Raw genomic sequence first — 25,481 nt, 5'->3', positions numbered from 1 at the left:
TCAAATCTGGATATTTTTTAAAATTATGTTTTCGGTTGTTAATTAAATTGCTGTACTACCGGTTTCCCCGGTACGTATGCGCACGACCTGCTCAAGTTCAGTGACAAATATTTTTCCGTCGCCGATCTTGCCACTCTGCGCGCTGGAACCAATTGCCTCGATAACCGCATCCAGTTGCGAATCTGCCACCGCTATTTGCAGCATGGTTTTTGGAAGAAAATCCACCACATACTCTGCGCCGCGATACAATTCCGTATGCCCTTTTTGGCGACCAAAGCCCTTCACTTCAGTGACCGTTACACCATTTACGCCCGACTCCCGCAGGGCATCTCTCACAGCATCCAGCTTGAAGGGTTTAACGATTGCAGTGATTAATTTCATGGTATTTCCCCTAAAGAAAAACGGGCCCTCGCATTAGCGAAGACCCTGTTGTATTACCAGGTATAAGTCGCACCGGCGAGCAATGTAGGTTCACACCAGTCGGTCTCGTAGCACTCTTTATCGCTGACATCGGTGCCCACGAAAGAAGCACTCAGGCTCAAGCCGCCAAATTCTTTACTGAGGGAAACGGAGTAATCGATATAGGAATCAGATCCATCGAGAAAACCTTCTTCTTCAAAAAGGTTTAATCCCAGATGTAGATCAAGAGAAAGATCTGAGGGAAGAGCGAAACTATATTCCGCATAAGGGTAATAAAATTCACCGGTATCCGCCCAATAATCATCGGAATAGGCAAACCCCAACGTTAAATCTGAAAAACTCAGGCTGCCGTATATTTCCTGGTAATCTTCATCGGCATTTCCGCCGTGATAGGCGTAATAGATGTAGCCAACATCAAAGCTGACACTGTCATTGATATCTCCGCTATAACCGCCGTAAAAATCCTGTTCGTAGTCGGTTTGATCAGTCTCGTAATCAAAATCCACTTGGGATGCCCAGGTGCCAAGATAAATGCCGTTTCCAAGATCGACATCGACACCACCCTGTAATGCCGGGCCTCCATCAGTCTGGCTAATTCCACGGAATCTATAGTCAGAAACAAGACCCACATTGGCACTAATGCTGGGACCGCCCTCGGCAGCCATCGATAAATTTGCGGCGCCCAGTGCGAGAACGGCACCGGTAACGAGAGTGGCAACTTTATACATTTTATTTTCCACTTTGATCCTCCAAGGCTTTTGAAGCTGTTTTTTCGAGTGCTTTTATGGCGCCGCCTGCAATCAGTCCTTCACTGTCGGGTGTGACAGAGGGTCGCTTGCGTCTCGTGAACTGCTACTTTCCCAGACTCCCAATGATCGTTAATGGGACACCTGCACAGATTGTTTGCAGACTTGATGCCAACACTGCAACCGCAAGCAAAATCAATAAGTTAGGAGTAATTGAATTAGTAAAATTCGTACGAATAGAAACTCAGAGACAAAGTGCTGCACCAACATGGAACTGCCTTTCTTCCTTTGCACTGAAGTGGGGAGGTAAAGATTAAGGTGCGCTCAGAACGGTGCGCTGTTAGGCTGCTTTTTCCAAAAAATGCACTGGGTTACAATCCCGTGCTATTCAAATCCATCTTATTTAGCGAGGAAATGCCCGTGGCAGCAGATAAACTGCAACAGCTGCTGAAAGAGCTACAACAACAGGGCGCCGTGGTGACCAGCGACTTGCGCAGTGCTCTGGAAGTATCACTGGATAAATTGCCATTGGTCTCCCAGCGAGAGTTCGACACTCAGGTAGAGATACTGCGCCGGACCCGGGAAAAGCTGGCACGACTCGAAGATAAGGTCGAAATGCTGGAGCAGGCCCTGGCGCAGAGAGACAGCGCCGCCAAGGACTAAGCCCAGGGAGCCACTTCAAGGATGAAATCGTGAGCCTCTCAGTCACCTACTCCCGAGCTCAGCTCGGGGTCTCTGCACCTCTGGTTACCGTAGAAACCCACCTGGCAAATGGACTCCCTGCTTTTCATATTGTGGGTTTACCGGAAGCGGCAGTGCGGGAGAGCCGCGACCGTGTCCGCAGCGCCCTAATCAACAGCCATTTCGACTTCCCCCAGCGCCGTATTACCGTCAACCTCGCCCCCGCCGACCTACCCAAGGAAGGTGGCCGCTACGATCTGGCCATCGCCATCGGTATTCTCAGCGCCTCGGGGCAGGTTCCCACCGAGATTCTGGAACACTATGAATTTATTGGCGAGCTAGCACTCACCGGCGCCTTGCGGGAAGTAAGTGGTAGCTTACCGGCAGCGGTAGCCTGCACCAATGAAGACCGTAAACTGGTTGTGCCTACGGAGAACGGTGCGGAAGCCGCGCTGGCAACCGGCGAAGTCAGAATCGCCAGCTCCTTACTGCAGGTTTGCGCCGAACTTCATGGGCGTGAATCTATGCCTAAAGCTGTTGCAGAGCCTGTTGCCGAAGAGCACCTGTGCGCGGACTTAGCCGATGTACGCGGCCAACTAAAGGCCCGCCGCGCTCTCGAAGTGGCAGCAGCCGGGGGCCACAATCTGCTTTTTTACGGTCCTCCCGGCACCGGCAAAACCATGTTGGCCAGCCGCCTGCCGGGTATATTGCCCCCGCTGACAACTGAAGAGTCATTAGAGGTAGCGAGCGTTTACTCCAGCGCAGGCCTACCTCACCAGAGCCTGCGCCCTTTCAGGGCCCCACACCACAGCGCCTCACCAACAGCGCTGGTCGGTGGTGGCAGCACCCCAAGGCCCGGTGAGATCTCCCTCGCGCACCGGGGAGTCCTATTCCTCGATGAAATGCCCGAATTCCCCAGGCACGCCCTGGAGATACTGCGGGAACCCCTGGAGAATGGTGAAGTGCGAATCTCCCGCGCCCGAGCCCAAGTCACCTACCCCGCCCACTTTCAGCTGGTCGGGGCTATGAACCCCTGCCCTTGTGGGTATTTAGGTGAGCCCCGCTGTCGCTGCACGCCGGACCAGATAGATCGATATCGCAACAAACTCTCTGGCCCCCTGCTGGATCGTATCGATATGCAGGTGGAGGTGGGCACTATGAATGCTGTGCAATTACAGGATTCAGCTCCCGGAGAAACTTCCGATGCCGTGAGAGAGAGAGTTTGTGCCGCGCGCCAGCAACAAATACAGCGGCAAGGCAAGACAAATAACCTGTTAAAAGGCACAGAGCTGGAAAAGTGCTGTGCCTTGGGGGAAAAGGAAAAGCACCTCTTACGCCAGTCGGTGGAAAAACTGGGGCTATCCGCGCGTAGCTACCACCGTATTCTTAAAGTAGCTCGAACCCTGGCAGACCTCGCTAATTTAGAGAGTATAAGTACTGCGCAAATTGCCGAGGCACTTGCCTACCGCAATCTGGATAGGCGTCAAACGGCTAAAGCCTAATTTGCCAATACAATGTACATATCGGGTCGGGCAACAGCTTAGGAGTCTCTGAACAACTCCACAAGAAGGTCCGATCTAGGGAGCCTTCAGAGCATTTAGGACCTAGGCATTTCAAACGCTGAAATACTGTCTATTTATATTTTTTCTGTAGCACCCCATCTGCACCAACGAAAAATAGTGTCTCCCCAAATAATTTGACTCCTTACTTCCCATTACTCGGTTTAAAAGAGGAAAAACTGTGTCGTTCAAAAAATTTTTAAGGTACATCAGGTGCTTAAATTGAAATGCACCTATGTTGGGATCAAAAAATTCTAAATTTACAAGATCCAGGGCCATAGCATGGTCATAGCCTCCTCGGATAGCGATCAAACGATATGGATTAATCGATGGCGCCTCACAAAAATAGTCACTGACCCCTGCTGACACCCAGCTTACGGATTTTTTACGTTTCACTGCTCCAGTGAAACCACTATCGTGCAACCAAATGTTGGCATCTTGTAGCTGAGTATCCGGGGCCTTTATCGCATTATTCAATTGTATTGCTGGCATTATGGCATTAGTTATGCCACTTCCGCCTTGTCCCATTAAAGAGTTTAAGTAACCCTGATTGTTAACTGGGTCGCTAAGTTGGCCTTTAAGCCAATAAAGCGACAGCGCACAACAAATCCCCCCCTTAACCTGATTCCTTGCCAGCACAGTGTGAACTCCGCTTCCAGGAGACTGTGAAAATAATTTAATTCTGGTTCTACCGTATGCCTGGCTGCGAACTCTGGCTAGAATTCTGTGGGTTTCCGCAACCTCTTCAGGTGAGAATAGGGGGTTAGCTGCTTTTCTGTTTTTAAAAGGCACTATCGTATCCTCAATTATTGAACACTTTGTGTTTTAATACACACATGTAAACAATCGAAACTGAGCATACAAAAATACCTACGTTGATTTTTGATATTTCTTGCTACTGTAGTGGCAAACTATTTTTGGCCACCTAACTCTGAGTACCCCAATCTTTTCTTTCCGCCACATTTGGTAGTAGCCCATCATTTTTCTGGCGTGGTGATCATTTGACATAATCGTCCATATGGTTATCATGGTAACCACTTTTATATAAAGGCACTATGTATGAACAAGCATCTATTCATTATTGCCAAGATTTCTCCCAAGGCGGAGTTCTTTACGCGAGCCAAGCAGGCCATCCTATCCATAGTGGCTAATACGTTGAAGGAAGAGGGCTGCCTGCAGTTTGCTGTGCACGAGGATGGGAAACACCTGTTTTTATACGAAGAGTGGCGTAGCCAGGAAGACTTAGACAAGCATTACGCTATGCCCTATATCGCTCCGATATTCGAAGCCTATCAAGAGTGGCTAAAAGAGCCTGTGGAAATTAATAAGCTGGAGAGGTTAGCGTAACCCCCGATGTTTTTTCTCAAAGAACTTCCCACGCAACAGATGGTTGATGGGTATGCCAAACGATTTTCTGTAAAAAATCCCGCTGCCGTTCAGGGCGCCCTTACCATGATGCGCGATGCGAGTCTGCTATTGCGGGAGCTGGAGGGTTATTTTTCCGAGCACGGAACCTCCCAGCTGCGTTTCCTGGTAATGATCGTTATCGACCGGGAGCCTCAAAGAGACAGTTTGCTGGCTTCAGAAATTGCAGAGCGCATTGATGTTTCTCGGCCGGTAATGACACGAACCTTGAAAAGTATGGTGGAAGATGAGCTTATCGCTATGGAGACAGATTCTAGCGATGGCAGGGCAAAATGTGTAGCCCTCACCAAGAGTGGAAAACAATTTTTACAGAAAATACTGCCCGGGTATTTTAAGACAATTTCTAAATTTATGGAGGAATTGAACAAATGAAGAAACCGATACTACATGCCCTATGCATCTGGGCATTGGTTTACCCTATTGTTACTCTATTACTTCTGGGGATGCAGGCACTGGAATTACAAATTGCAATTGGTTTAAAAGCGCTAATAATGACCGCTATTCTGGTCCCATTAATGTATTTCTATCTTGTGCCAAAAGTACATCAATTTTTGGCCCGGCGTTAGTTTGCCGGACCATATTTTATGTCGCCAATATCTAGTCAGCAGAATCTTTCTCAGCTTCTAGCTGTTCATTTAATTTTTCTTCCGCTTTCTGTGCATACTGAAGGCAGCTTACTGATTTTTTCTGTATAGCTGTGTTTTTAAACTCCCAGCCGCTGGCAGGTACATGGGGGGTAAGTAGTAAATCACAAGGTAACTCGCGCACACGGGCGAAACTTGCACGGAAGTCCTCTAGGATATTGGGGTAGCGGCGGTTATCAATCAGTTGATAACCGGGCGCTGAAAGGCTATCAACATAGGCTATGTCTGTAATTTTACCATCCACTTTGTCTTCCCAGGTCCAGGCCATACTGCCCGGGGTATGGCCTGGGATAAAATGCACGCGCAGGCGCAAATCCCCTAAAACCACTTGCTCACCATCGTGCAGAATACGATCCGCCTTTATTGGCGGATATAAGATTTTATCGGCAAAGTGAATATCATTGGCACCACCGCGAGCCATTAACACCGCTGACTCGGCATTGGTTACCACCTGTGCACCAGTTACGCGTTTTAGCTCAGCTATAGAACCAATGTGGTCTGCATGAGCTTGGCTGTGCAAGATTAATTTGAGATCCGAGGGGGCAACTCCCAATCTGCGCATATTCTCCAATAAATGCTCGGCCGTCTGCTCCATACCGCCGTCAATTAGAATCGATCCCTCTTTGCCTTTTAATAACAGTGAGGTAATTCCCTCGGTACCTATTTGCCACGTGTTACTTGCAACCTTTAGAGGCGCTACTGGCTGACGCCAGGATTCTGGTACTTTGTAGGTTTCCAGTTGTGGTAAGACAGCATAGTTTTCCGCTGCCGAAAAACTGGAATAAGCTGCCATTACTATTGCGGCTAATTGGATTCTTATATTCATTGATCAGTCTCAACTTTTACCGGCACCAGGGATACACCCGGGAGCCCCATTTAGTGCAGTCTTATTAATCCATCCAGCAATTCTTTTAAAGACTTCTTCCCGGTGATTTACGCCATCCTTATCTGTCATATAGTGATCGTAACCGGGGTACTCCCAATAAGTCAGCTCACAACGTCCGGCTGATGCATAGGCATCTCGTGTTGCTCGGCCGGAACTGACCGGGGCAGATTTATCTTCTGTACCCTGGATCAATAATACGGGGGCATGGCTGTTCAATAAATCATTGACCGGTACCCGATCGACGACATCGGCCCACCAGCGCATAGAATTACCACCCCAGACTTCTGCGCTTTCTGGGTTAGCTCGGGCATAGGCGAGTTTGGCATCTACCTCTTTAGCTACGTGGGGCGGAACCAAACTCTTTAACACTTGAGCAAAGGACTCCCCCAATCCACTTGAAAATACCACTGCCGCATCGGGATTTAGCCTCGGCGCCAGTCGTGCAACAAGATCACCACCCTCGGAATCGCCGAACAAGACCAGTTTGCCATTCCACCAATCAGCCCCGCGCAGTTCGTCGACAATCTGCTCTACATCTACTGCACGCTGCTCAACTGTATGGTTAGCTACATACTCTTTTGAACAATCTTTAAATTGCTCTTCCGGGCTGTCAGAGTGAGTTACACCATATTTTTCTACCATTAAAACAACATATCCTGCCGCTAACTCTTTAGCCTGTTGGATAGTAGTATTTTTAACAGCAGGTAGGCAGCCAGATCCCTGGGCTATCAGAAACAAGCCATAGTTCCCATTAGCCGATGGCTGCTCTAAAGACCAGTAAAGCGCTGATCCATCTGGGCGTTTACTGACTTTAAGTAGAGGTTCGGCGGACACGCCGATATGCAAAGCCGCTAGCAGAAAACCAGTTGCCGTTATAAAGGCCGGTTTAAGAAAACCCATAGCGAGAACTCCCTGCCCTCACCTAAAATTAAAGGCGGGGCTATATTTGCTTGGTTATTGTTGGAGAGGGGGTGAACCTCATATTCACCCACCTATCCGAACCCAAGAAAAAGTAATGGTTCCCGAGCTAACTGAAGCTAATCACATCAAGATTTTTTCCAATCATTAGCACTTAAGCGATAAAGGCAGTGCCGCTGCAGATGGCTTTCGCTGGGGACTAGTGGATGTTCAAAGACGAGAGAATCCCGCCGCATACCCAGTCGCTCCATCACCCGCTGGGAACGAAGGTTTTGTAGCGCAGTAAAAGAAACGACTTCGCTGAGATTCAGGGTATTAAAAGCTACATCCAAAGATGCCTGTGCAGCCTCACTGGCATAGCCTTTTCCCCAGTGGGGAAAAGCCAAGCGCCAGCCAATCTCTACCGCCGGTGAGAAGGGCAAATCTTCAGCCACATTTTTTATACCGACGAATCCGAGAAATTCTTTGGTCTCTCTCAACTCCAATGCCCAAAAGCCCCAACCGTACTTCTCAATATGCACAGTAATACGATCAACACCGGCATCACTCTCCTGCCGCGTCAGCAGTGAGGGGAAAAATTCCATCACTCTAGAGTCAGCATTCATTTCGGCAAATATGGCTTTATCTCCTTCTCGCCACTGGCGCAGCTGCAAGCGTTCGGTAATGGGTTGTATTAATTCAGGCATTGGAAAATAACTATTTCGTTTTTTGTTTCTGCAGGAAAGCTTTAGACGGTGCGATCATAAAATCACACTGCTCCAGCCATTCACGTTGCCCTGGATATGCAGCCCCCACGAACCCCAACTTCTCGTAAAGATTACGTGCCACTAAATTAGTACGCAGAACAAATAGAGAGCACTCTGTTGCACCCAGGGCTATAGCACCGGTTTGTGCAAGCAGTGCTACCAGGGCTCGCCCTAATCCGGCTCCACGATGATTAGGAGTGACAATTAAGCGACTCAGATGGCAGCGGCCCAGGTGTTGGTAATACTGGCCGAAAGCCAGTACATCACCACTGCTGTCCTGAAGTGCATAGCTGGGTAACTCCGGCCAGCGACAATCCTCCAAAAAAGATCTCTGCTCGAATGGGAACCTGAAATCGGGACCACCCCACTGCTGGCACTGCTCCCTGTCTGGCAGCCAGGACATCAATGTTGGGAATTGCCGCTCCTCCATTGGCTTCAGCCTTAAATTCTCCATGGCAATTCTCCTTAAACTTACTTGCGACTCTTTGCCAGCCACCGATCCAACTGATCGGCGAAAGCCTTGCGGTCCGCCTGGCTCAGAGCCGGCGGTCCGCCGGTATGCACGCCGCTGGAGCGCAGGGTATCCATAAAGTCCCGCATATTCAGACGCGCGCGGATATTGGCTTTGGTATAGCGCTCCCCACGGGGATTAAGGGCTTCAGCACCCTTGTCGATCACCTCTGCGGCCAGAGGGATATCGCTGGTAATAACCAGATCCCCCGACTCACAGCGCTGCACTATCTCGTTATCCGCCACATCAAAACCCGCTGTCACTTGCACGGAGCGGATATAGCGCGACGGCGGCACCCGCACCGCTTGGTTAGCAACCAGTGTCAGTTCTGTGGCTGTGCGCTCAGCAGCGCGAAACAGGATTTCCTTGATGGCGACCGGACAGGCGTCGGCATCAACCCAGAGTTTTGTCATGGTTATACAACCTTTTCGAGCGTATCGGGCAGTGCACCCTCATCGCATTTCTTGCAATTGAGCTGGAATCCCAGCATGGACTCGCGCCCTTGTTCAGTGATCACCCAGGGCCGGTTGGTCCAGGGAGGATTGTGGCGTACATGTTGGAAATGGCCACAGGCGAGCTCCGCCACCCAGTGATCCTCTTCATCCAGGTGGTAGCCGGCGATGGGTTGTTGCATGGGGTTACACAAGCAGGGAATAAGGCGCAGTTATAGCCAATCCCAAGGGCAAAGTATACGTGTGGCCGGTGGTTCGCACTGGTACTGGGATGATTCGAGCCAAGACTGCTAGAATCTCCCGCTTTTCCGCGACGCGAAGATGCAGCCCCATCTATGACCCAGCTCAATCCCCGCCAATCCGAAGCCGTGAAGTATGTCGATGGCCCCTGCCTGGTGCTGGCCGGTGCCGGCTCCGGCAAGACCAGCGTAATTACCCGCAAGATCGCCTACCTGATCGAGCAGTGTGGCTACGCCGCGCGCAATATCGCCGCCCTCACCTTCACCAACAAGGCGGCACGGGAGATGAAAGAGCGGGTCAGCAAACTGCTGGCGGGCCCAGATGGCAAGCGCTCCAAAGCGAGTCACGGCCTCACCGTATCTACCTTTCACAACCTTGGGCTGAATATCCTGCGAAAGGAATACCGCGCCGCCGGCTTTAAGCCCGGCTTCTCCATCTTCGATGCGGAAGACGCCCGCGCCCTGATCAAGGAGTTGATGCTCAGGGATGGCGACCTGGATACAGACCTGTTGGATCGGGTACAGAACCAGATCTCCAACTGGAAGAACGATATGCTCACCCCGCGCCGCGCCCTGGAGCAGGCACAGAGCCCCGGTGAGCAGGCCATCGCTATCGCCTACGATCGCTACTGCGAAGCCCTTAAAGCCTACAATGCCGTCGATTTCGACGACTTGATCCTGCTGCCGGTGCAGCTGTTCGACAAAGATCTGGAGTTGCTGCAACGCTGGCGCAAGAAGATTCGCTACCTGCTGGTGGACGAATATCAGGACACCAACAACTCCCAGTACCTGCTGGTGAAACTGCTGGTGGGCGGACGCGGCGGCCTCACTGTGGTGGGAGATGATGACCAGTCTATCTACGCCTGGCGCGGCGCGCGCCCGGAGAATATGAGTGCGCTCAAGACCGACTTCCCCAATCTGCGTCTGATCAAACTGGAGCAGAATTACCGCTCTACCAGCCGCATCCTGAAAGTGGCCAACCACCTGATCGCCCACAATCCTCACGAATTCGACAAGGCATTGTGGTCCGATCGCGGTCTGGGTGAGGAGATCCGCGTGCTCAAGGTGGCCAATGAAAACGAGGAAGCGGAGCGGGTCGCCAACGAGATTTTTCTGCAAAAGAGCCGTCGCGGCTGCAAGTTTATGGATTTTGCCGTGCTCTATCGCGGCAACCACCAGGCGCGCCTGATCGAAATGAAACTGCAGGAACATCAGGTTCCCTACCAGATGTCCGGCGGCACGTCCTTCTTCGCCCGCGCTGAAATCAAGGACGTGATGGCCTACCTGCGCCTGTTGGTGAATCCGGATGATGACAACGCATTCCTGCGCATTATCAATACCCCGCGTCGCCAAATAGGTACCAGCAGCCTGGAAGCCTTGGGCAACTACGCCAAGGGCCGCGAGATTTCCATGTTCAAAGCCTGCTCGGAACTGGGCTTTAAGGAGCATATCAACGAGCAGGGCTACGAGCGCCTGAATCGCTTCGCCCTGTGGCTCGAAGGGGTACAGCGCAACTGTCGCGATACCACCGCCAATGGTGCCCTGCGTGAAATGCTGGAAGATATCGACTACGCCGGTTGGCTCTCACAAAACGCCAGCAGCGAGAAGGTGGCCGAGAAGCGCATGGAAAATGTGTATTGGCTGCTGGAGAGCCTCAACAAGATTATGGAGGGCACGGACGATGAGTTGGAGCAGGATATCCGCCTGGAACAGGCCATCTCCAAACTGATCCTGCGGGATATGCTGGAGCGCCAGGAAGAAGAGGAAGCTACCGATAAGGTCAGCCTTATGACCCTGCACGCCGCCAAAGGCCTGGAGTTCCCCCACGTGTTTATGATCGGTATGGAAGAGAACTTACTTCCCCACCGCAACAGTATTGAAGACGACAACATCGAAGAGGAGCGCCGCCTCACCTACGTGGGCATTACCCGCGCCCAGCGAACCCTCACCATGACCCTGGCGGGCAAGCGCAAACAGTTCGGCGAAACCCAGGACACCACACCCAGCCGCTTTATTGACGAATTGCCGGAAGAGGATGTGTTGTTGGAAGGATTTGGTAAGGCGACACCGGAGCAGAATCAGGCGAAGGGAGAGGAAACCTTGGGGTCGTTGTTGAGTATGTTTGATTAAATATTTTCCAGTATTGCCATACCTGCAAAAGCAGTTATCCAAAACAAAAAAGGCCGCTCAATGAGCAGCCTTTTTCCAACAGTGAAACAGCTTACTTACTGTTCTCTGTCATATAGTTCACAGCAGCTTTGATCTCATCGTCGCTACAGTCCATACATAGACCTTTTGCAGGCATAGCGCCTATACCGTTAATTGCGTTGGTGTACAGGGTATCCATGCCCTTGGCAATTCGCGGTGCCCAAGCTGCGGCATCACCGAATTTAGGAGCACCTGCAACACCTGCAGCGTGGCAGGTCTGGCAGCTGGCATTGTAGATATCCTCACCACTGCGAGCACCACCACCGGTGCTGGCAGCCTCAGGAGCCGCCGCTACCGCCGCCGCGCACTCCTCACCTTTCATGCAGGTTTCACCTGCCGGAGCAATTCGCTCTGCGATTTCTTCATCAACAGACTGCTGGGCCACTGCCGCAGCCGCACTGACGGCCAGTGCCGCCACAATACCCAAAATACGCTTCATCATATTCCCCCAAAAGGACCGAAGTGAGTTGGCCCACAAACGTTCAAAATATCGTCGCAAACTCCTACGCCGCGCATTATAAGCACTGCACCGCCACCTGCCAAAGACTATATAAGCCAACAGAATGTCCTTTAACCCGCCCCCCAGCTTCTGTATAATCCGCCTCCCATTGGCACAGATAGCCAATTAAACCGCCCGTAGCTCAGCTGGATAGAGCGTCGCCCTCCGGAGGCGAAGGTCAGAGGTTCGAATCCTCTCGGGCGGGCCATATACAAAGAAGCCCGCATAAGCGGGCTTCTTTGTATATGGCTAACTCCCAGGCTTCGTTCGAACTCAGGTTCGACTCGGAGGCAGCATAGCTGCCGCAGAGCAGCGAGCCCAAAGGGCGAAGCTAATCCTCGCGCGCACTACCCGCTTATGCGGGGCTCTATATATATGGCTAACTCCCAGACTTCGTTCGAACTCCGGTTCGACTCGGAGGCAGCATAGCTGCCGCAGAGCAGCGAGCCCAAAGGGCGAAGCTAATCCTCACGCACGCTCCCCGCTTATGCAGGCTTCTTTGTATATGGCCAACTCCCAGGCTTCATTCAAACTCAGGTTCGATTCGTACGTAATCGAGCTAAGACAGTACAAGAAACCAAAATAGCGAAGCATACTTAAGCTCATGGAAGGCAAATAGAAAGCTTAAGTAGTGTAAAACGGAAGTAAATATGAATTATTAATTTGTAATTTTGAATGTACTGAAGAAGATATATAAAAAATTAACAACCAATTCGCATGCAATACGCAACAGAAAAATTAAAACACTGATTATAGATCTAGACTAGCCCCATTATTTTTAAGCCAATTTTTTCGTGTTTTATAGTCTGGAATAACTTTATCCACCTCATTCCAAAAACTATCTGAATGATTTTTCACATGAATATGACAAAGTTCATGAACAACTATGTAGTCAATTATCTTAAGTGGAGCCATCATACATTTCCAATGAAAAGAGAGAGCATTAGCTTTCGAACAACTAGCCCAGCGGTAACCCAAATCCTTCACTCTTACTGAAATTGGACTAACTCCTACTTTTGGAGCAAAAAGTTTCACTCTATCTTGAATTCGCTTCATGCCTTTTACCGTGTAGTACTGCTCGAAAGCTCGCTTGGCAGCTTCTATGCCTCCAACATCGATAAGCGTACGATTTAGACAAAATCTTCCTTCATGCAGCTTAATGTCACAGATTTGATCAGAAACAAGAGAGAGTCGATAAGACCTACCCAGGTAGAGAAAAGTCTCGCCGTTTACCCACTCACGGACGACAGCTGTAGCATTCAAGTCCCGCCATTCGGCTAGATTGCGGTAAATCCACATTCGTTTACTTTCAACAACAGCGTCGATTTGTTCTTCAGTAAAATTTTTAGGGGGGCGTACTATAATTGAGCCATTGCGTTCTATTATTATGTCTATAGTAGAGCGGCTGCTACCCGGCATCAGATGATAATCAATATCACGGACTCTTCTAGCATTCATCATACCTTACCTGCTCTCATGCCTTTAATGAGCTCATCATGACGATTTTTTGCCAGCTTCATAACTTCAATAGCAACGCGTTCTCTATTCTTCTTAAGCTCTGCAATACCTGTTAAGGTTAGAGCAGTTTTTACTTTACTGCGGGTTTTTTTTTGTTTGTCAGCATTATTCCAAAAATCGATACTGCCAATACTATATTGCAAAGTATCAACTATCGATTCCATTAGAGCCTTCATTTTTTCTTTAGCTTCAGCAGGTACTTTTCCATCATCAAAGGCTTCATTGGCGATATGTTCATAGAAGGTTGTAGCCTCCTTACTCATCCCTTCCTCGCCAGTTTTACGCCCTGTAAGCGCTTCGCTTCTTAATTTTTCAAGCTCCTCAGCGAGCTTCTCCCAGTCATTCTGGTGTTGGTCAATAAGATTTTCGACTTTTTCTGATAGGTTTTTATAAAAAGCAGGATCTTCATCGTTGTGAACGGTGCAGTGCTTTCTAATAGCATGCTCCATTTCACTGGCTTTTGCCTCGGCATTACTCCCCGCATGCTTGTTGAGGTTTTCAATAAAATCATCGGCAAGCAGTTCAACTGGAGCAACTTTAGGATTAATACCCAGGTTGATTAGATGCTCGTTGATTAGTCCCTTAATCTTTTCACCAGCATCACCGAGGCTCAGGCTGTTGTCTTTATAACGCTCTTTGGCAACGCGGAGTATATAGCCGAATCGCTTGGCTGGAATTCGGTAAGGATGGGCGGCTTGATGAGGAAGGATAATATCCATGCTCATCAGAAATTTTTTTAGATAAACATCAAAATCAGCGCGGATCTTTTCGTCTTTAAGTAATTTCACGGCCTCATGTACCACAGCGGCATCGGCTTCAATATCGGATAAGCTGCCTTGAACGAAATTTTCGACTTGATGAATTTTGTTGTCGGCAAACAGCTGTAATAGACGTTGATAGCGCTCCTCCAGTACCGGCATTTCTGAGGTAATGCTTTTAAGGCCTTGTGCCAACTCCTGTTGCTCGTCAGCGGCTGCGTACAGGGTCAGCGCTTCGGTTAGGTTTTCCGTTAAGCCAATATAGTCAACAATATAGCCCCGTTTTTTGCCTTTTTTGATACGGTTAGTACGTGCTATGGCTTGCAGCAGGGTGTGTTCTTTAATCTTTTTGTCGATGTACATCACTTGCTCGATTGGGGCATCAAAGCCGGTGAGCAACATATCGCAGACTACTAAAAATGCGATGCCGGTATAGGCCTTGTCTGGGTCGTCATAATCAAAAGATCTACAAAAGTTATCGACCGCATTCCAGGCCCTGGCCTGTTTACGGGATTCAGTGATATATGCCGCTTCATTGGTGCCATCGCCGGATACCACTACAGCGGCTTTTAGAAAATTGATTTTATCGATGAGTTCTAAGTCGGGTTCATTTTCTGCCTTTAATGTTTCAACCTGGCTTTGCAGTTCATCCATTATAGCTTTTTGATAACGTACTGCCGCTAACTTAGAATGGCAGACCACCTGGGCCTTAAAGCCATTAGGGAATATATGCTCCAGGTAATGATTGACCATATCCTTGGCTATGGCCTTAATACGTTCTTCGGCCTCAAGAATATCGCCCGTGGCGCCATATTTTTTCTTGATGGCTAGCAGTTCTTCGTCTGAGCGCTCTTTAAAGAGGTTTTCAAACTCGGTTTCAAAGCCGTGTTTGTCGTTTAGGGCGGAGTCTGCGGTGCGGCCTTCATAGAGAATTTGCAGGGTGGCGCCGTCATTAACCGCATCCATCAGTCGGTAAGTATCTATATACTCACCGAAGCGCTTATGAGTTTTCTTTTCGCCATGACGCTCAGTAATTAATGGTGTGCCTGTAAAGGCAATACGCGCTGCGTTTGGGAAAGCTTCAAAAATGTTATCACCGAGATCAGAGCCTTGTGTGCGATGGGCTTCGTCGATCATGAGCACAATACGGGCGGAGTCGTTTACTACACCAAAGGTTTGACCCGACGGCATTGCCTGATAGGTTCCCAGTGCTTCAGCGACTTTGAGGGGGAGGTTTTCTTCCCGTTGCTGAAACTTATGCACCATCACCATATTGATGTCAGAGCTATCAGTCGCTAGATCACGGCGCAGAGTCTGGGTGCTTTCTATGGTGTTAACCCGGCCGCCAATAATAGTCGCGGTTTCAGCAAGCTGATCTTCCAGATCTACCCGATCATTAACGAGCAAAATCTTGTGATCGTTTAAGTCTTTGGAGGCGCGTAACATGCGTGCTACAAACACCATGGTCAAGCTCTTGCCGGAGCCCTGTGTATGCCAAACCACGCCGCTTTTTTCAGCAGCTGTTTCACCGCTACGCAAGCGCTCAATAATCTTATTGGCGGCGCGAAATTGCTGGTAACGACAAACGACCTTAATGCGAGGGCCGCCATCGGTATCCATAAATACGGTGGAGCTGCGCAGGATGCTTAACAGATTGGTCTTGTTGAGCATGCCGTTAATCAACTGCTCTTGCTGTGTCATTCCCTCCGCAGTGGTATCATCAGCGGGCCACTGGGTTTTCCAGGGGAAAAAGTGCTCAATGCCCGAGGTGAAGGTGCCGTAATCAGCCTCTAAACCGCAGGTGCGAATCAGCATCATTGAGGTGTGGAATAATTTCGGTTCGCCTTCCTTTAAACCTTGCTGTTGGGTGGCCTTACGCTGGTTCATATAGCGTTGTAATTGCTCAAAGGCTTCGGGCATTGGGTTGGCACAATTAGGCCCGCCTTTTTTGCATTCCACAACAATCAATGGAATGCCATTAATAAACAGCACAATATCTGGAATGATAAATTGCTTTACGCAGCCCGGCGTATCGATGCGGAACTGATTGATGGCATGAAAGGTATTGTTTTCTGGGTTTGCGAAATCTATCAGTTTAACTACCGGGTCTTGCTCGCTGGTCACTTCATTAACATCAACTTGTGCTTTAAAGAACAGCTTTTGGATAGCTTCGTTGGCTTCCAGCAAGGTTCGATTCGGCTGGCGAGAGATCTGGTCATGAAGGTCATGTAGCTGCTTCTTACTCAGCCATTCTTCTCCGGTATTAGTTTTATTAATACTGGATACGGCGGTATTGAAGACTTCGGGTAGAATCCACTGGCGAAAGTTTTGACGAAGGCTATTCCTAGGCTCTTGGGGGACTTCCTGACCCTGGTCGATACAAGACCACTTCAGCCCTTCAAGCTGCTGTAGAAACGGCTGCTCAACTTCCGTGTATTCAGACATGAGCTTCCTCAGGTTTTCTGGTTGCGATCGAAGCTTTCCCGGTTAATATGTCGTGCATTAGTCCGCTTTTACTTAGATTAATTTTTTCAAGATATTGTTCTTCGGAGTATATAAGTTGATTAATGGCGTCTACTTTTTTCTCTATTTGCTCTTGTTCTTTTGGTTGAGGAATATAGATTGGCACTTCCTTTAGTCTATTGATCGATAATTCCATTCTCGTAGAGCCTACAACAATCTTCATAAGCTCTTTTTGCATGTGCTCACTTTGCAATAGATATTTTAGAAACTTACTTCTAACATTGTCTATCGGCCTAATTCTGGCGACATCTCTACTTACGTTCCCAGAAAATCCATCTGGTGCAACATCTACTCTCCCTACGGTGGCTTTTACTGATAACAATACATCGCCTTCTTTAACTCGACTTCGAGAAAACTTAGATTCTATAGATCTTGATGAGTAATGAAGCTTTTCGTAGCTTCCTTTCAAATTATGTATTGCGATTATTGGCACACCATTCCAATCATGCGGCCCTGGTTGAACTAGCCCGTAGCATATAGGATGGTTTGGATTGGTTATTTCCCCCAGTGTCTTTATGCTCCATTCTTTTGGAAGTAAGGTGCCAGAATGCTTTTGATATAATTCAGGGGAAAGGTTGTGTTTCGGGCGAAGAGATCCCGTGTCAGTGATTCCTCTGGTGAATAAATCCTGCATAATACCTAATCTAATATTTTGATATTTAAATATTAATTCTTCGGTCTTCCGGGCTTCTTCACTGAGAAGGGATATTAACTTTCCAAGTCGAGGGTGCTGTTCAAAATCTGGGATTGCTACCTCAGTATTCAATAGAAATTCGTTTGTAAAGTTAAGTTGAGACTCGGCCATTCCTGTGGTTCTAGAGTCGATATATCTTTGGACCTTTTCAGATGAAAGAGCGGCGGCAAGAACACGTCCGTCGACGACCTTAGGGTCCGGACGCAGCCCTATCATTTTTCCACTTACCATCAGCTGAGGTGGGGTTTCATCGACATAAACAACTACGCCAACTCGCTGCCTAGGACCGGCTTTAGTTACAATCACATCTCCCTTTTTTACTTCAATATTCTTATTGTTCCAGTATTGTTTAGGTGGCACTTTGTGAGCGCTTGGATTCCATCCGTTCCAAACTACAGCCGTTGTTTTTAAAAGTCCCCACTCTTGCGTGTCCGATATGGATCTCTCTTCGCACGTCGGGCTTGGTCCGGACATATGTCGAAAGACAAGTTCCTTGAGTTTGAATTTTCTAATGGTCGTTTTACTCATAGCCTAGTTCCACCAAAAATGCTTGTAGCTCATTAGAGGCATTGTCGCGCTCAGTTTTAATGGTTTTGGTGGTTACAGCGTATTTTTTCCAAAGCTTCTCAATAGCCTTTATGCAAGCGCGTTGATCTATATGTAAATAGGATTGATATGTTATGAGTAGCGTTTGTTTTAAGCGCTCAATAATTACTTCGCGGGCGTCATTGCTGGTAATCTTTTCTCGAGCGCTTTCTACTAATGCATCGCGTTTGTTTTCGATGCCTCTAATGGTGGCTTTAAGCGCTTTGATCTCATCCTCTAGAAGTTTATGACGCTCAAGGCTTTGGCTGATGGATTGGAAGCGCTCAAGGCTTAATTTTCCTTGATCCATCACCTCAATGAGCGATTCTGCATACTCTGATGCATGGCCAACTTCAGTCGCTAGATCTAAAATACGTTGCCCGTTTTCAAACAGTGGCTCTTTTTGTGTAAGACCTTCACTGCAATAGAAAGCTTTTTTGATACCTTTAGGTAACAGCTCTGCGACTTTGATTTCGGCGAAGATATTGCCCGCTAGGTCTTTCACAGCTTTTAGCTGTGCTTTCCAATCGGCATTGGCTGTTTTGAGTTCGTCTTTTTTATTTTTAACTTCTTCACCGGGTAGTACACCCGTGTCTTCGGTGTCTTCAAAGTCTTCTTCGCTGGCCGCTGCAAAGAGCGCTTGTAGTTCGGCGAGCCTAGCTTGGGCTTGTTCATGCTCTTCCAGCACTTCGGGGTATTGGCTCAGCAGGATTTCATTGTCTGGGATTAACTCGGGTCCCCAACCGCTGGCGGCGATGGATTTAAAGTCTGCCTTGAGTACTGCGATGTAATTGGCAAAAGCGCCGCGCACTTGTGAGGGAGTGAGCAGGTGTTGCCCAGCGAGTTCTTTCTCGATGCTATCGAGCATGGCACTGCGCATCATGTACACATTACCCGCATTCTCGTGCTGGTTTTCAGGGTCTGCGGCCATGGCTTCGACTAAAGGCAAGCTGCCTTGCCACCAGGCTTCCAACTGTTGCATCAACTCCTGGTGACGGTTCACCACGCCGGGGTGATTAGCGACGAACTCAGCAATGGTTCGCTTTTCGCTAATCGCTGGCGCGAGATCTACATAGATTTCATCTTTTGGAATAAAGCAGTCGTCACGAAGACCGGGGTAGTTAGACCAGAAGTGCTCTAAGCTATCGACCTCGACTAACGGGACGCCGCCGTGTAGGTGAGCACGAACATCATGGGGTTCAGGCGGTGGGGCGTTATCGACGTAACGGCGGATATTGCAGTTGTAATCCTCTGCTGCAATTTCTGCTTTGGGCACGTTTCTCGCGTAAGCGGGAATATCTTCGCCTGAACGGTAGGCATGGATGATTTTATCGATATCTTCCGGGCGGAGGTGGTTTTGCGCCTTGCCTTCGCGATACTCACGGTCGGCATTGATAAACAGCACATGGTCACGTTCGGCTGCGCCAGCCTTGTTCATCACCAGAATGCAGGCAGGGATACCTGTGCCATAAAATAAGTTACTGGGTAAGCCGATAATGGCTTCCAGATAGCCTTGCTCAATAAAGTGTTTGCGAGCTTGTTGTTCTTCACCACCTCGGAAGAGCACGCCATGAGGCATAACAGAAGCTAGGCGGCCGTTATGTTTAAGTACAGCCAGCATGTGCTGAACAAACATCAAATCCGCTTTTTTGCCTTTCTCGGGCATCATCACCGGGAAGCGGCCAGGGAATTTTAAGTCTTTCTTGATGTAGTTTTGGCTAAAGGGTGGATTAGCCAGTACTCTATCAAAGCGTTTGAGTTCGTTATCTTCACCAAGGTGTTGCGGCTCTCGAATAGTGTCTTCTTGGCGAATATCGGCATGGGAGATGCCGTGCAGTAGCATATTCATTTTACAAATCGACCAGGTGGTACCGATTTTCTCCTGGCCATTGAGGGATAGCTCGCCGGCATCACCACCATTTTCACGCAGGTAGTCACGCATTTGAATCAGCATGCCACCCGAGCCTACAGTGGGATCATAAACACTCATTCCTTCCTGTGGATCGCAGATTTCTACACAAATACGCACGACTTCTTCCGGGGTGTAGAACTCTCCGGCTTTTTTACCGGCGGAGTCGGCAAAGTATTTGATCAGCCATTCGTATGCCGCGCCTAGTAGATCCGGGAATTCAAAGTCTTCATCTTTGAGAGGGATCTTCTCAAAGTTTTGAACAAAATTAACCAATGTGTCGTCGTCTAGTGTGCGCTGGCCGATCTTGCGGTTGAAGTTGATGCCTTTGAGTACGTCTTGTAGTGCATCAGAGTTGGCATCTTCAATAGCCTCTAAGGCTTTGTTTAATGTTGTGCCAACATTTTCCTTAACGTGTTTGAGTGCAGGGTGACGAACGGTTTTAGTTTTTGGTTTACCGTTATCATCTAGTATTGGCTTGCCCTGCTTATCATTTTGGACAACTTCTTCGTCCCAAGGTGTGTTCCAGCGGGCACGCTCGGGTACATAGAAGTATTTCCCTGAGTAGCGATCAGGGTCATTAAGCTCAATTTCAATATCTTCAGTATCTATACCTTTACCAGCCATCTCTGACCGGATTTCTTCCTGACGCTGGTCGAATAGATCACTCGCTCGCTTAAGAAAAAGCATTCCAAATATATATTCTTTATATTCGGTAGCATCCATACTGCCACGCAGATCGTCACAAGCGGTGAGTAGTAGGCTCTCTAATTTGCCCAAGGTTAATTTAAAGCTCACTTATTGTCCTCGTTGATATTCTGCTTTTGTAGTTCGATCCACTTTTCTAGATCTGACTGCTTAAATCTCCAGCTTCCCCCTACCTTGAAGCCTGGGAGTTTTCCCTCCGCTGCAAGCCGGTATGCGGTCTTTTCCGCAAGCTGTAAATATTCTGCGACCTGCTTCAAGGTTAATATTTGATCAATCATGCCAGGTTCCGCCATTATTCTTGTTGAGAGAATAGGGGAAAATTGAGGAAGTGGCTATCCTGGCTGAGTCAGCGCCTTGCAAACCGAACCAAAAGCCAATTAATTGATATTCGATTGGAAAACTGACCTGCAATATTAGTCAGGTCAAGAGGGCTAAGGGAAGGCTGGTAACCAAACAGACGTTCTTAGTTTTATAGACGTGGCAACCGTCATTAATTTAACTGATTGCTCCTGATACGAAATACTCTATGACTCTCTTTAGCTCTACTTGCAAGAGCCCCAATCCATAAGCTCACTCTAAGCCATGGCCTAGGAGATGCTGAACGAACAAAATGGTCTAATATAAAGCGCTGGGATTTTAGGACTCCCAAACTAAGGGTCGGCAACGGTTAAAAGTAATAAAAAGACTCTCTGTCCAGAAATTAGGTATAAATATCGACTATCTCATAGAGATAATTGGGTTTGATTGGCTAAGTAACTCCCTAAACTCATTCCTCTCAATATTTTACTATTGCTAATAGTCCAGAGAGAGCTCCCTAGAATATAACGCTATAAATCAATCTTTATGCAGGTAGTTTTTTCTACAGATATACAAAAACTCCCATCAATCTGCAGTTTTGGGCAGGGGCCACTCCCCTACCCCAACGGCACCCTCAAAGGCTCAATCACCACCTGCTCCCCAACCTCTACACTGCCACTCTCTCGCGCCAAAACAATAAAGCAGTTAGCAACAGCCAGGCCGGAAAGAATATGGCTCCCCTGGGTACCAACAGGTTCAACTACCAATGCCCCGTTTTCATCACTGCGATAAACACCCCGCTGAAAATCGGTACGACCGGGCTTTTTCTTAAGGGGTTTTAACAGTTTTGCCTGTAAGGTCTGTAGGCCAGTCCACTGATCGCCTTTCATCACACTCAGAGCCGGCACGGCCAACTGATAGAAAGTTACCAGGGCAGAAACCGGATTGCCGGGTAGGCCAAAGAAGGGAGTTCCCTGTAGGAGACCAAAGGCAAAAGGTTTACCGGGCTTCATCGCCACTTTCCAGAAACCGATCTCTCCCAGTTCTTCCAATACTTCACGGGTATAATCCGCTTCGCCAACGGAGACTCCACCAGAGGTAATAATGGCATCGGCCTCTTGGGAAGCGCGTTGCAAGGCATTGGTAATGGCCTGTTTGTTATCGGGCAATATACCCAAGTCCAAAACATCCAGGTCCAGCTGTTCGAGGGCGGATAACAGAGCAATGCGGTTGCTATCGTAGATATCGCCTTTGCCCAAGGCCTCGCCGGGCTGGCGCAGTTCATCGCCCGTGGAGAAAAGTGCGATCGCTGGTTTGCGCACTACTTCCACTATGCCGACACCGGCTGCGGCGAGCAGGGCGATATGGGGAACGCTGATGCATTCTCCGGCCTTAAGCAGGCTAGCCCCTTCTGCCACATCTTCACCGCAGCGGCGGATATGGTCGCCAGCACGAACTTTGCCGTTTATTCGTATCGACTCCCCCTGGGCATCAACATTTTCCTGCATCACCACCGTATCTGCACCGGCCGGTACTGCGGCTCCTGTCATAATGCGCACGCAAGTGCCCGGGTTCACCACACCGTCAAAAGGTGCACCGGCAAAAGATTTGCCGATCAGTTCCAGCGGCAAGCCACTGGCCAGGTCTTCAAAGCGCAGGGCGTAACCATCCATTGCGGAGTTGTCGCAGGGCGGTAGGTTTACTGTGGAGATAACATCCTCAGCCAATACTCGACCGGCGGCTTGTGCCAAGGGCAAAGTCTCAGTCCCACTGATTGGGCTCAGTGCCTCAAGAAGTTTTTCGCGGGCGCTTTCGATGGGCATCAGGCCCGGTTGGCTACAGCAGTCGATAGTGGGCATGGACAATATCTCTTACTTCATTCCTTTGCAGTTGGGACAAATCAGTGGCTGCGGTTTTGCGATTCCGGTCGCTTTTGATTAACCATCCACACGGCAGCTTCCACTCGGGAGCGCATGCCCAACTTTTTCAATAAGTGTTTAACGTGAACCTTTACAGTGGCATCACTGATATCCAGTTCGCGGGCGATTAACTTGTTACTGAGGCCATCGGCGATCAATTGCAAGATCTGGTATTCGCGACTGGTAAGCGTCGACAGGGTATCCGCACCGGAATTGTCCGGCTTGCGCAGAGCTGAGGCGAGAATTTCAGTGAGGCGCTGGCTGATGGCGAGCTTACCGTGCGTGGCCTGGATGACCTGGTCGAGAATATCTTCCGGTTCCATATCCTTCAGCAGATAGCCATCGGCACCGGCGCGAATACAGGAAACTACGTCCGCGTTGTTATCTGAAACTGTGAGTATCACGATACGTGAGGCTACATCGGCTGCGCGCATTGCCCGCAGGGTATCCAGCCCGTCCATACCGCGCATATTCAGGTCCAACAGAATAAGGTCCGGCTCGTGCTGTTTGGCCAGTTCCAGCGCTTCCTCCCCGCTACTGGCCTCGGCAACCAACTCCAGGCTCGGCTCCATAGCAAACAACTGCTTGAGACCTTTACGAAACAGAGGATGGTCATCAACCATCATTACCGTGGCAGAAGAAGTCATGGGGTGTCCTGCTTCATTACTGTAAATTGTACTAATTCTGAACAGTGACTTTAACACAGGGCTCAGCGCCTGCGCTTACCCCCAAAGGGGTAGCTAATACGCGCGGGGGCAAAGGGGTTACTTACTGTTGGTAATTGAGCAGGGATAAGCCCCGGCCCATAGTGGCTGGACGAATCATTTCGAGGAGGAGTGGCCGCCGTGTCTGACATCTACGAGTGGGCCCCAGAGGACAGCAAATTCTGGCAGTCCAAGGGCAAGAAAATCGCAAACCGGAATTTGTGGATATCCATTCCCAGTTTACTGTGCGGCTTCGCCGTGTGGCTCTACTGGGGCATTATTACCGTTCAAATGCTCAATCTCGGCTTTCCCTTCGCCAAAGCCGATCTATTTACCCTGATGGCAATTGCCGGCCTCACCGGCGCTACCCTTCGAATACCCAGTAGTTTCTTTATTCGATTGTTCGGTGGGCGCAACACCATCGTATTTACTACTGCACTACTGATGATTCCTGCCCTCGGCACCGGTATCGCCCTGCAGAGCAAGGAAACTCCATTGTGGGTATTCCAGTTGCTGGCACTTTTGTCTGGTATCGGCGGTGGTAACTTCGCCTCTTCCATGTCCAATATCAGCTTCTTTTTCCCCAAGGAAAAGCAGGGGCTGGCGCTTGGCCTGAATGCGGGCCTGGGTAACTTCGGTGTTACCACCATGCAGATCCTGGTACCGCTGTTTATGACCTTCGGTGCATTCGGCGCTGCTGGCGGCGACCCCATGACCCTGGTGAGCAGCTCTGGCTCCCTGATTGGAAAGGTACCGGCCGGTTCTGAGGCGTGGATTCAGAATGCCGGTTTTGTATGGCTGCTGTTCCTGGTACCGCTGGCCTTTGTCGGCTGGTTAGGTATGAACAATCTGCGTACCGAAGAAGTTACCCCGGATGTAGGCAGTTCTCTCGGCGCAATGGTGAAGATGACCATGATGCTGGGAATCGGCCTGTTCACCGCAGTGGTAGGCCTGTGGCTACTGCTTCCTGAAGCGGCCAACGGTTCAGGCTGGGGTGTGCCCAAGGAAATCGTGCTGGTACTGGTAATCACTGCCACAGTATTCGGCTTGAAGCTGCTACCCGGTGAGATCAAAACCAGCCTGCAGCGTCAGTACCGTATCTTCAACAACAAGCACACCTGGGTAATGAGTGTGATTTACACCATGACCTTCGGCAGCTTTATCGGTTTCGCGGCGGCCTTCCCGCTGGCTATCAAGGTAATCTTTGGTTATAGCCATGTAATGGTGGACGGGGTTATGACTCACGATACCATCAACAACAATGGCCCCAGTGCCCTGATGTACGCCTGGATGGGTCCGTTTATCGGCGCCCTGATACGCCCGGTAGGTGGTTGGATCTCCGATCGCATCGGTGGTGCCCTGGTCACCCAGATCTGTGCAGCAGTAATGGTGGGTAGCGCCCTGGGTGTGGCCTACTACATGAAGGCTGCCTACGGATCAGCCACTCCGGAAGAGTTCTTCCTGCCCTTCTTCCTGCTGTTCCTGCTGCTGTTCGCCGCTACCGGTATTGGCAATGGTTCTACCTTCCGCACCATCGCCATGGTGTTCCCGAAAGAACAGGCAGGCCCGGTATTGGGATGGACATCAGCCGTTGCCGCCTACGGTGCCTTCTACATTCCCAAGGTTTTCGGTGAGCAGATCAAAGCCACTACCCCGGAATACGCACTGGCAGGTTTCGCCATCTTCTACGCGGTATGCCTGGTGATTAATTACTGGTTCTACCTGCGCAAGAACGGCGAATTCTACAATCCTTAATTTGGTCTCACAGGCGGGAAACCGCATTTGCGGGGAGGTTTAACCTCCCCTTTTTTATTTTTGCTATGCACCGTTGGGAAAGGAATACCTTCTCCCAAGACCCACAATAAATACATCCCTATAGAATCTTAATCGGCACCCATACCTTAAGTAGTCTTGGGAAAGGTTATCCCCCCA

At 49.3% G+C, this 25,481-nt stretch carries 24 protein-coding genes and 1 tRNA gene; 8 read left to right on the top strand and 17 right to left on the bottom strand.

The window, feature by feature from the left end; translation table 11 throughout:
* Positions 1–42 precede the first annotated feature (42 nt).
* Together BTJ40_RS01065 and BTJ40_RS01060 are read right to left on the bottom strand one after the other, a co-directional pair.
* Positions 43–381, bottom strand: coding sequence for a P-II family nitrogen regulator (locus tag BTJ40_RS01065; RefSeq protein ID WP_108731381.1), 339 nt, complete (start codon positions 379–381; stop codon positions 43–45).
* 53 nt (positions 382–434) lie between these two features.
* Entirely contained in the window at positions 435–1,160 is a 726-nt protein-coding gene (locus BTJ40_RS01060; RefSeq protein WP_108731380.1) for a TorF family putative porin, read from the bottom strand.
* A 426-nt stretch (positions 1,161–1,586) separates the two neighbouring features.
* Between BTJ40_RS01060 and BTJ40_RS01055 the strand changes: the two genes are divergently transcribed.
* Together BTJ40_RS01055 and BTJ40_RS01050 are read left to right on the top strand one after the other, a co-directional pair.
* Positions 1,587–1,829, top strand: a complete 243-nt coding sequence (locus BTJ40_RS01055; RefSeq protein ID WP_108735120.1) for an accessory factor UbiK family protein — start codon at positions 1,587–1,589, stop codon at positions 1,827–1,829.
* A gap of 29 nt (positions 1,830–1,858) precedes the next feature.
* The gene (locus BTJ40_RS01050; RefSeq protein WP_108731379.1) at positions 1,859–3,349 is read left to right on the top strand and encodes a YifB family Mg chelatase-like AAA ATPase; all 1,491 of its coding nucleotides are present in this window, start codon (positions 1,859–1,861) and stop codon (positions 3,347–3,349) included.
* Positions 3,350–3,460: 111 nt separating this feature from the next.
* On the opposite strand, the gene BTJ40_RS01045 is transcribed toward BTJ40_RS01050, so the two are convergent.
* Positions 3,461–4,198: a YopT-type cysteine protease domain-containing protein gene (locus tag BTJ40_RS01045; protein ID WP_157953849.1), complete on the bottom strand. Its 738-nt coding sequence runs from the start codon at positions 4,196–4,198 to the stop codon at positions 3,461–3,463.
* A 267-nt stretch (positions 4,199–4,465) separates the two neighbouring features.
* Here BTJ40_RS01045 and BTJ40_RS01040 point away from each other — a divergent pair, with 267 nt between their 5' ends.
* From BTJ40_RS01040 to BTJ40_RS01030, 3 genes are read left to right on the top strand one after another with little or no spacing between them, the layout of a single operon-like run.
* Positions 4,466–4,753, top strand: a complete 288-nt coding sequence (locus tag BTJ40_RS01040; RefSeq protein ID WP_108731377.1) for a putative quinol monooxygenase — start codon at positions 4,466–4,468, stop codon at positions 4,751–4,753.
* A 6-nt stretch (positions 4,754–4,759) separates the two neighbouring features.
* The gene (locus BTJ40_RS01035; RefSeq protein WP_108731376.1) at positions 4,760–5,203 is read left to right on the top strand and encodes a MarR family winged helix-turn-helix transcriptional regulator; all 444 of its coding nucleotides are present in this window, start codon (positions 4,760–4,762) and stop codon (positions 5,201–5,203) included.
* Positions 5,200–5,397, top strand: a complete 198-nt coding sequence (locus BTJ40_RS01030) for a hypothetical protein (RefSeq protein WP_108731375.1) — start codon at positions 5,200–5,202, stop codon at positions 5,395–5,397. The genes BTJ40_RS01035 and BTJ40_RS01030 overlap by 4 nt, the downstream gene beginning before the upstream one ends.
* A gap of 31 nt (positions 5,398–5,428) precedes the next feature.
* On the opposite strand, the gene bla is transcribed toward BTJ40_RS01030, so the two are convergent.
* The 6 genes from bla to BTJ40_RS01000 all read right to left on the bottom strand — a co-directional run bounded on the left by bla (position 5,429) and on the right by BTJ40_RS01000 (position 9,170).
* Positions 5,429–6,295: a subclass B3 metallo-beta-lactamase gene (gene bla / locus BTJ40_RS01025; RefSeq protein WP_369974277.1), complete on the bottom strand. Its 867-nt coding sequence runs from the start codon at positions 6,293–6,295 to the stop codon at positions 5,429–5,431.
* Positions 6,296–6,310: 15 nt separating this feature from the next.
* A complete protein-coding gene (locus BTJ40_RS01020; protein WP_108731373.1) occupies positions 6,311–7,261 on the bottom strand; it encodes an alpha/beta hydrolase in 951 nt (316 codons plus the stop codon).
* A gap of 146 nt (positions 7,262–7,407) precedes the next feature.
* Positions 7,408–7,965 carry a GNAT family N-acetyltransferase gene (locus BTJ40_RS01015; protein ID WP_108731372.1) on the bottom strand — a complete coding sequence of 186 codons (558 nt, stop codon included), beginning with the start codon at positions 7,963–7,965 and terminating at the stop codon, positions 7,408–7,410.
* 10 nt (positions 7,966–7,975) lie between these two features.
* Complete coding sequence (locus BTJ40_RS01010) at positions 7,976–8,479, bottom strand: GNAT family N-acetyltransferase (protein ID WP_108731371.1); 504 nt, start codon at positions 8,477–8,479, stop codon at positions 7,976–7,978.
* 17 nt (positions 8,480–8,496) lie between these two features.
* On the bottom strand, positions 8,497–8,949 hold the full coding sequence (locus BTJ40_RS01005; RefSeq protein WP_108731370.1) for a YaiI/YqxD family protein: 453 nt from the start codon (positions 8,947–8,949) through the stop codon (positions 8,497–8,499).
* A 2-nt stretch (positions 8,950–8,951) separates the two neighbouring features.
* Complete coding sequence (locus BTJ40_RS01000) at positions 8,952–9,170, bottom strand: DUF3565 domain-containing protein (RefSeq protein ID WP_108731369.1); 219 nt, start codon at positions 9,168–9,170, stop codon at positions 8,952–8,954.
* 153 nt (positions 9,171–9,323) lie between these two features.
* Between BTJ40_RS01000 and rep the strand changes: the two genes are divergently transcribed.
* Positions 9,324–11,357 carry a DNA helicase Rep gene (gene rep, locus BTJ40_RS00995; protein ID WP_108731368.1) on the top strand — a complete coding sequence of 678 codons (2,034 nt, stop codon included), beginning with the start codon at positions 9,324–9,326 and terminating at the stop codon, positions 11,355–11,357.
* A 91-nt stretch (positions 11,358–11,448) separates the two neighbouring features.
* Here rep and BTJ40_RS00990 read toward each other — a convergent pair whose 3' ends face one another.
* The gene (locus tag BTJ40_RS00990) at positions 11,449–11,874 is read right to left on the bottom strand and encodes a cytochrome c5 family protein (protein WP_108731367.1); all 426 of its coding nucleotides are present in this window, start codon (positions 11,872–11,874) and stop codon (positions 11,449–11,451) included.
* A 191-nt stretch (positions 11,875–12,065) separates the two neighbouring features.
* Between BTJ40_RS00990 and BTJ40_RS00985 the strand changes: the two genes are divergently transcribed.
* Positions 12,066–12,142 (top strand) — tRNA-Arg (locus tag BTJ40_RS00985).
* 542 nt (positions 12,143–12,684) lie between these two features.
* On the opposite strand, the gene BTJ40_RS00980 is transcribed toward BTJ40_RS00985, so the two are convergent.
* The 7 genes from BTJ40_RS00980 to narL form a co-directional block, all read right to left on the bottom strand.
* Positions 12,685–13,395, bottom strand: a complete 711-nt coding sequence (locus BTJ40_RS00980; protein WP_238152101.1) for a M48 family metallopeptidase — start codon at positions 13,393–13,395, stop codon at positions 12,685–12,687.
* Positions 13,392–16,655, bottom strand: coding sequence for a type I restriction endonuclease subunit R (locus BTJ40_RS00975; protein WP_108731366.1), 3,264 nt, complete (start codon positions 16,653–16,655; stop codon positions 13,392–13,394). The genes BTJ40_RS00980 and BTJ40_RS00975 overlap by 4 nt, the downstream gene beginning before the upstream one ends.
* Positions 16,648–17,955, bottom strand: a complete 1,308-nt coding sequence (locus BTJ40_RS00970; RefSeq protein WP_108731365.1) for a restriction endonuclease subunit S — start codon at positions 17,953–17,955, stop codon at positions 16,648–16,650. Before BTJ40_RS00970 ends, BTJ40_RS00975 begins: the two co-directional genes overlap by 8 nt.
* On the bottom strand, positions 17,948–20,719 hold the full coding sequence (locus BTJ40_RS00965) for a class I SAM-dependent DNA methyltransferase (protein ID WP_108731364.1): 2,772 nt from the start codon (positions 20,717–20,719) through the stop codon (positions 17,948–17,950). The genes BTJ40_RS00970 and BTJ40_RS00965 overlap by 8 nt, the downstream gene beginning before the upstream one ends.
* The gene (locus BTJ40_RS00960; RefSeq protein ID WP_108735118.1) at positions 20,716–20,907 is read right to left on the bottom strand and encodes a helix-turn-helix domain-containing protein; all 192 of its coding nucleotides are present in this window, start codon (positions 20,905–20,907) and stop codon (positions 20,716–20,718) included. The genes BTJ40_RS00965 and BTJ40_RS00960 overlap by 4 nt, the downstream gene beginning before the upstream one ends.
* A gap of 636 nt (positions 20,908–21,543) precedes the next feature.
* Entirely contained in the window at positions 21,544–22,785 is a 1,242-nt protein-coding gene (gene moeA / locus BTJ40_RS00955) for a molybdopterin molybdotransferase MoeA (RefSeq protein WP_192879368.1), read from the bottom strand.
* Positions 22,786–22,826: 41 nt separating this feature from the next.
* Positions 22,827–23,492 (bottom strand): two-component system response regulator NarL, encoded by a 666-nt coding sequence (narL, locus tag BTJ40_RS00950; protein ID WP_108731363.1) that lies wholly within the window; start codon positions 23,490–23,492, stop codon positions 22,827–22,829.
* 198 nt (positions 23,493–23,690) lie between these two features.
* Between narL and BTJ40_RS00945 the strand changes: the two genes are divergently transcribed.
* Entirely contained in the window at positions 23,691–25,304 is a 1,614-nt protein-coding gene (locus BTJ40_RS00945; RefSeq protein WP_108731362.1) for an MFS transporter, read from the top strand.
* Positions 25,305–25,481 lie beyond the last annotated feature (177 nt).

The sequence above is a fragment of the Microbulbifer sp. A4B17 genome (genome assembly GCF_003076275.1).
Lineage (GTDB): Bacteria > Pseudomonadota > Gammaproteobacteria > Pseudomonadales > Cellvibrionaceae > Microbulbifer.
This window is presented reverse-complemented; position numbering and strand designations above follow the sequence as displayed.